This window comes from uncultured Nitratireductor sp., from assembly GCF_913053745.1.
Lineage (GTDB): Bacteria > Pseudomonadota > Alphaproteobacteria > Rhizobiales > Rhizobiaceae > Nitratireductor.
In genome coordinates this window covers 23,402-29,539 of the sequence record NZ_CAJXGF010000043.1, presented here as the reverse complement: position 1 = coordinate 29,539, position 6,138 = coordinate 23,402, and the positions used below count along the sequence as shown (strand labels likewise).

Here is a 6,138-nt window from a genome sequence, read left to right as displayed (position 1 = left end):
TGCCGGATACATGGATGAGGACAGCTACATCTATGTAATGACCCGGACCGACGACATCATCAATGTCGCCGGCCACCGCCTTTCGACCGGCGGCATGGAGGAAGTGGTGGCGGAGCCCCCCGCCGTAGCCGAGTGCGCAGTCATCGGCATCGCCGACCCACTCAAGGGCCAGGTGCCCTGCGGCTTCGTCGTGCTGCACGGCAAAGCCGCGATCGACATGGAAACGGTGGAAAACGAACTGGTCGCCATGGTGCGCGAGCGGATCGGGCCGGTCGCGGCCTTCAAGAAGGTTGTCTCCGTCGCGCGGCTGCCAAAAACACGCTCGGGAAAAATCCTGCGCGCCACCATGCAGAAAATCGCCGACCATCAGGAATGGACCATGCCGGCCACCATCGACGATCCGGCAATCCTCGACGAAATCAGCGCGGCGCTGGATAAATCCGGTCAGTGACGCGGCAGCGCGTCTAAATCGTCCCGTCACGCTTGACCTTGCCGCAAGTGCGGCGCAGGGTTCGGCGAATTTCGGCATAAGGATGGACCATGGCACTGGACGGCAAGACGGCAATCGTAACGGGCGGCGCGGGCGGCATCGGCTATGCGATCGCCGAACGCTTCCTGCGCCATGGCGTCAAGGTGGTCATCGCCGATCTGGAAGGAGAAAAAGGCGCGCAGGCGCTCGCGGATCTGCAGAAACTGGGCGATGCCCGCTTCGTTAAGGCGAATGTTAGCAAGCGCCTCGACGTTCACAACATGCTGGCCGAAACCATCGATGCGTTCGGCGACGTGGACATCCTCGTCAACAATGCCGGCATCGTGCATTCGGCGAATTTTCTCGACCTCAAGGAAGAGGACTTCAACCGCGTGCTCGATACCAATCTGAAGGGCACCTTCCTGGCCGGACAGGCCGTGGCACGCTACATGGTGGAGAAGGTGGAGAACGGCGGCGCGGCCGGCACCATCATCAACATGTCATCGATCAACGCGGTTCTCGCGATCCCCGAGCAGATCGCCTATTCGGTCTCCAAGGGCGGCGTGAATCAGCTCACCCGTGTGATGGCGCTGGCGCTGGCGCCTTACGGCATCCGCGTCAATGCCATAGGACCGGGCTCGATCATGACCGACATGCTGGCCAAGGTGAACAACGACCAGGCCGCCCGCAACCGCATGCTCTCCCGCACGCCGCTCGGGCGGGCGGGGGACCCGGGTGAAATCGCCTCTGTGGCGACTTTCCTGGCTGACGACGATTCGAGCTATGTGACCGGACAGACGATCTACGCCGATGGCGGACGTCTGCCGCTGAACTATACGGTGGAGGTCAAACCGGAGATCTCCTGACAAAACGCTGTCACCTCGAGTCGGCGATAATACTCCTGCCAAATCAGGAGATTGTTGCCATGATCGACTTCCCAGGGAGCGTCCTAGACGCCGTCCGGCGCTGGACCCACCAAGCCCGCGAGCGCCGGCGACGCATCTTGACAAGGCGCATGCTGAACGACCTGCCAGCCGCCATACAGCGCGACATCGACTGGGATCCGACCAGCCGCTGCCGCCGTTGATCCATTAGCCTTCACAGGAACTATGATGAACAATCGCAGCAGAATCGGCTTCGTCTTCATCGAGAATTACGCCGACTGGAAATACGAGCCATGATGGCACGCGAATTCCGGACCGTCTGAGCGCACTTCACTTCGCGCTATGTTCTTTCCGCCTTCCTGACGGAATGTTGTCAGGAGAGCTATGGCATTCTGGTTTCATCGAAGAAGATGGAGGTTGCGAAATATGCCCGATACATTGCCGTTGAACGCGGTGGTCTGGGCGGAGATTCCTGTTACCGACCTCGATGCCGCACGGGCCTTCTACACGGCGGTTGTCCAGAACGAGCTCGAATTGCGCGAGGACGGTCCGAATCCGTTCGCCGTTTTCGCGAGCAAGGATCCACAGGAAGCGGTGTCCGGACACATTTATCCCGGCAAACCAGCACCGGCGGGTACCGGACCGACCGTTCACTTCGCCGTGCCCGCGCCGCTCGAAAATGCCATGGAGCGTGTCACAAACAATGGCGGCCAACTGGTATCATCCATAATCACTATTCCTGGCGGCCGTTTCGTGTATTGTCTCGACCCCGACGGAAACAGCTTCGGAATTTTTGCGTGAGGAGAAAAACGCATGCGCCGTGCTGACCGACTTTTTCAGATCGTCCAGCATTTGCGGGGCGGGCGTCTGGTTACTGCCCGTCTTTTGAGCGAGCGTCTCGAAGTTTCCGAGCGCACGATCTATCGCGATATCGCCGACCTTCAATCCACCGGCGTGCCGATCGATGGCGAGGCCGGCGTGGGCTATTTGATGCGGGAGGGGTTCGAACTTCCCCCGCTCATGTTCACGCGTGACGAGATCGTGGCACTGGTCGCCGGCGCGCGCATGGTGCGTGCCTTTGGCGGCGCCGCCATGGCGCGCGCAGCCGAGGAGGCCTTGATCAAGATCGGAACCGTGCTGCCCGAGCCTGAACGGGGCCGCATCGCCCGCACCGAGATCCACACACCGCGCTGGGTGGTCAGCGACATGGACCGCCAGACAATCGACGCGCTTGAGCGGGCCGTGGAAACCCGCGACGTGCTTTCCGTCACCTACCGTGACGAGGCCGGGCGCGACACGGAGCGCGACGTGCGCCCACTCGGGCTCTGGTTCTGGGGAAAGGTATGGACCTTGGTGGCCTGGTGCGAACTGCGCGGCGATTTCCGCACCTTCCGCATCGATCGCATCGCAACGATGAAAGCCGCCGGACGCAGCTTCCGCCCTGAACGGGGAAAGCAACTCGCCGACTTCTACCGTCGGATGGAGATGCACGAAGCGATGATTGGAAAGGCTTACGCCAGCTGAAACGACGCTCCCCGGTTACCGGAGAGCGTCTTCGATCACAAATCAGGACTGTTCGTCGTCTTTGTCGCCCTCGCCTTCGTCGTCGTTGGATTTCAGCGACGAAAGCTTGGCAAAGACAGCGTCGGCATCGAGCTCCTGCTCGTCGGAAGACGACTCGGACGGCGCCTTGTCAGCGACTGGCAAATCCTCTGTCTCGGAGGCCGGCAGCAGGGTTTCCCCCGAGCTTTCCGGCGCCGGCGCATAGCGCGCGGCACGCTGCACTTCCAGGTCCAGATCGATCTGCGAACAGAGACCCAGCGTAACCGGGTCCATGGGCACGAGGTTCGCCGAGTTCCAGTGAGTGCGTTCGCGAATCGCTTCGATGGTCGATTTGGTGGTGCCGACCAGGCGCGAAATCTGCGCATCCTTCAGCTCGGAATGATTGCGCACGAGCCAGAGGATGGCATTGGGGCGATCCTGGCGCTTCGAGAGCGGCGTGTAGCGTGGGCCCTTACGCTTGGTTTCCGGCACACGAACCTTGGGCTCCGACAGCCGGAGTTTGTGGTTCGGATTGCCCTCGCCTGTGGCGATCTCTTCGCGGGTGAGCTGACCCGTCATCACCGGGTCCATACCCTTGATGCCCTGCGCTGCGTCGCCGTCGGCAATCGCCCCCACTTCGAGCGGGTGCAGCTTGCAGAATTCGGCGATCTGATCGAACGTCAGCGCCGTGTTGTCGACCAGCCAGACGGCAGTGGCCTTGGGCATGAGAAGCGTGTTGGCCATATTTCAAGAATCCTCTTCCTTCGCCCGCGTCCCTGGCGCGGGCGGTGGTCATAACCACCGATGTTGGGAATATCGCCCGCGTTATAAACTGAAACGCCCTCCCGACGCAACAAATTGCGCAGCATCGAAGATGGGGACCGTCACCGAACCGTCATCGTTGCGTCATCGGCCTGAAATCAAGCCTTCCGATTGTGCCGCCTTTACGGGACTTGAGGGAGTTTTTCAGACATGGGACGCCACACAATCATTCTCGGCCTGCTCGCCAGCACGGCCATCATCCTTCCAGCGAATGCGGATATGACATTCAACCGCATCGCCACTTTCGCGGTGGCCGAGAACCTGCCGGCCGATGTCGACAGCGCGACGGAAACCTCTTCGGAGATCATCGCCAGAAGCGCCGACGGCAAGACGCTGATTTACTCCGACAGCCCGCTTGGCGGCGTTGGTTTCGTTGATATCAGCGACGCAGCAGCGCCCGCATCCGGCGGCGCGCTGATGCTTGACGGCGAACCGACCTCGGTGGCCGTGGCCGGGCGTAAGGCCATCGCCGCGGTGAACACGTCGCAAAGCTACACCGCTCCTTCTGGCAACCTGGTGGTGATCGACATGAGCGAGAAGACCGTCGAGGCATCGTGCGACCTGGGCGGACAACCGGATTCTGTGGCCATTAGCGATGACCAGCGTTTTCTCGCCATCGCCATCGAAAATGAGCGTGACGAAGACCTCAACGATGGCGTAATTCCGCAGGCGCCTGCCGGTAACCTCAAGGTCTTCAGCCTCAACGAAGATGTTCCTGACTGCGACAGCATGAAGACCGTTTCACTGACGGGTTTGGCCAAGGTCGCTCCTGATGATCCCGAACCGGAGTTCGTCGATTTCAACGAAGCGGGTGAGATCGTCGTCACACTGCAGGAGAACAATCACATCGCCGTGGTTTCCGCAGAGAGCGGCGAAGTGACAAACCATTTTTCCGCCGGCGAGATCAGTCTCGACTCGATCGATACGCTGGACAATGGCGCCATCGCCTTCGACCAGGCGGCAAGCGGCGTGAAACGCGAGCCGGACGCGGTGAAGTGGCTCGACAACGATCGTTTCGTGACCGCCAATGAAGGCGACTACGAGGGTGGTTCGCGCAGCTTCACCATCTTCAGCAAGACGGGCGAGGTTCTGTTCGATAGCGGCAACGATCTGGAATTCCACGCCGCAGCGGCAGGCCACTATCCCGACAAGCGTTCCGATGCCAAGGGCACCGAGCCGGAGGGATTGGAAGTCGCGACCTATGGCGACCGGCAGTACATCTTCGTGGCACTTGAGCGGGCTTCACTCGTGGTCGTCTATCGCGACACAGGCAGTGAACCGGAATTCGTCCAGGTTCTGCCCTCGGGCATCGGCCCGGAAGGCCTGGTTGCCATACCGGAACGCAACCTGCTCGTTACGGCGAATGAGACCGACCTTGTGGAAGACGGCGGCGCGCGCTCGCACGTGATGGTTTACGAGTTGTCCGAAGGCGAGCCGGTTTACCCAACGATCGAATCCGCTATGGATGACAATGGTGCGCCCTTCGGCTGGGGTGCGCTTTCCGGCCTCGTCGCCGACGCGGAGAACCCCGGCACACTCTACGCCGTCTCGGACTCCTTCTATAGCAACCAGCCGGCAATCTTCACCATCGACGCAACGCAGAGCCCGGCCAGGATCACCGCCAGAACCGTGGTCACGCGTGACGGCGCCGCCGCACAAAAGCTCGACCTGGAAGGCATCGTCAACGACGGTGACGGCGGTTTCTGGCTCGCCTCGGAAGGCCGTACAGACCGACTGACACCGCACGCGCTCTACCGTGTCGACGCCCAGGGCGCGATAAGCCAGGAAGTCGCTCTGCCGGCCGCGCTTCTTGCCACCGAGAAGCGCTTCGGCATGGAAGGTGTGACCATTGTCGGCGACGGCGACGAACAAATGCTGGTGATGGCCATTCAGCGCGAATGGAACGACGATCCGAAGGGCCAGGTGAAGCTGGTGACCTACAAGCCGGCGACGAACGAATGGGCGGCCGTGCGCTACCCGCTGGATGCCGCCGAAAAGGGCTGGGTCGGCCTTTCCGAAATCACCGCCCATGGCGGCAAGCTCTACATCGTCGAGCGTGACAACCAGATCGGCACGGCTGCGAAGATCAAGAAACTCTACAGCGTATCGCTGGACGGCTTTGCGCCGGCCGCGCTGGATGCGGAGCTGCCGCTGGTCGAAAAGACACTCGAGCGCGATCTGTTGTCGGATATGAAAGCCGCCGCGAACGGGTATGCCGCCGACAAGATCGAGGGCTTTGCCATCGACGCCAACGGCATGGCGTATTTCGTCACCGACAATGACGGTGTGGACGATTCTTCGGGCGAGACCATCTTCGTCAATCTCGGCAAGTTGAGTGCCATGAACTGATCTGCGACACAGCCTCCCAAGGCAGAAAGCCCCGGCGCGATGCCGGGGCTTTCATTTTTTGGCCCCGGCCGG

6 protein-coding genes and 1 pseudogene are annotated in these 6,138 nt (G+C 61.3%); 6 read left to right on the top strand and 1 reads right to left on the bottom strand.

Features of this window, described 5'->3' with window-relative positions; all coding sequences use genetic code 11:
• The 5 genes and pseudogenes from prpE to QZ638_RS09365 all read left to right on the top strand — a co-directional run.
• Nucleotides 1-451, top strand: a pseudogene (prpE, locus tag QZ638_RS09385) (propionyl-CoA synthetase); the annotation flags it as partial.
• A gap of 89 nt (nt 452-540) precedes the next feature.
• The gene (locus QZ638_RS09380) at nt 541-1,335 is read left to right on the top strand and encodes a glucose 1-dehydrogenase (protein ID WP_295809279.1); all 795 of its coding nucleotides are present in this window, start codon (nt 541-543) and stop codon (nt 1,333-1,335) included.
• A gap of 59 nt (nt 1,336-1,394) precedes the next feature.
• Nucleotides 1,395-1,556 (top strand): hypothetical protein, encoded by a 162-nt coding sequence (locus tag QZ638_RS09375; RefSeq protein WP_295809277.1) that lies wholly within the window; start codon nt 1,395-1,397, stop codon nt 1,554-1,556.
• A gap of 223 nt (nt 1,557-1,779) precedes the next feature.
• Entirely contained in the window at nt 1,780-2,154 is a 375-nt protein-coding gene (locus tag QZ638_RS09370) for a VOC family protein (protein WP_295809275.1), read from the top strand.
• 12 nt (nt 2,155-2,166) lie between these two features.
• On the top strand, nt 2,167-2,877 hold the full coding sequence (locus tag QZ638_RS09365; RefSeq protein ID WP_295809272.1) for a YafY family protein: 711 nt from the start codon (nt 2,167-2,169) through the stop codon (nt 2,875-2,877).
• A gap of 42 nt (nt 2,878-2,919) precedes the next feature.
• On the opposite strand, the gene QZ638_RS09360 is transcribed toward QZ638_RS09365, so the two are convergent.
• Nucleotides 2,920-3,639, bottom strand: a complete 720-nt coding sequence (locus tag QZ638_RS09360; RefSeq protein ID WP_295809271.1) for a DUF1013 domain-containing protein — start codon at nt 3,637-3,639, stop codon at nt 2,920-2,922.
• A 228-nt stretch (nt 3,640-3,867) separates the two neighbouring features.
• Here QZ638_RS09360 and QZ638_RS09355 point away from each other — a divergent pair, with 228 nt between their 5' ends.
• Nucleotides 3,868-6,066, top strand: a complete 2,199-nt coding sequence (locus tag QZ638_RS09355) for an esterase-like activity of phytase family protein (protein ID WP_295809269.1) — start codon at nt 3,868-3,870, stop codon at nt 6,064-6,066.
• The last annotated feature ends 72 nt before the right edge of the window (nt 6,067-6,138 follow it).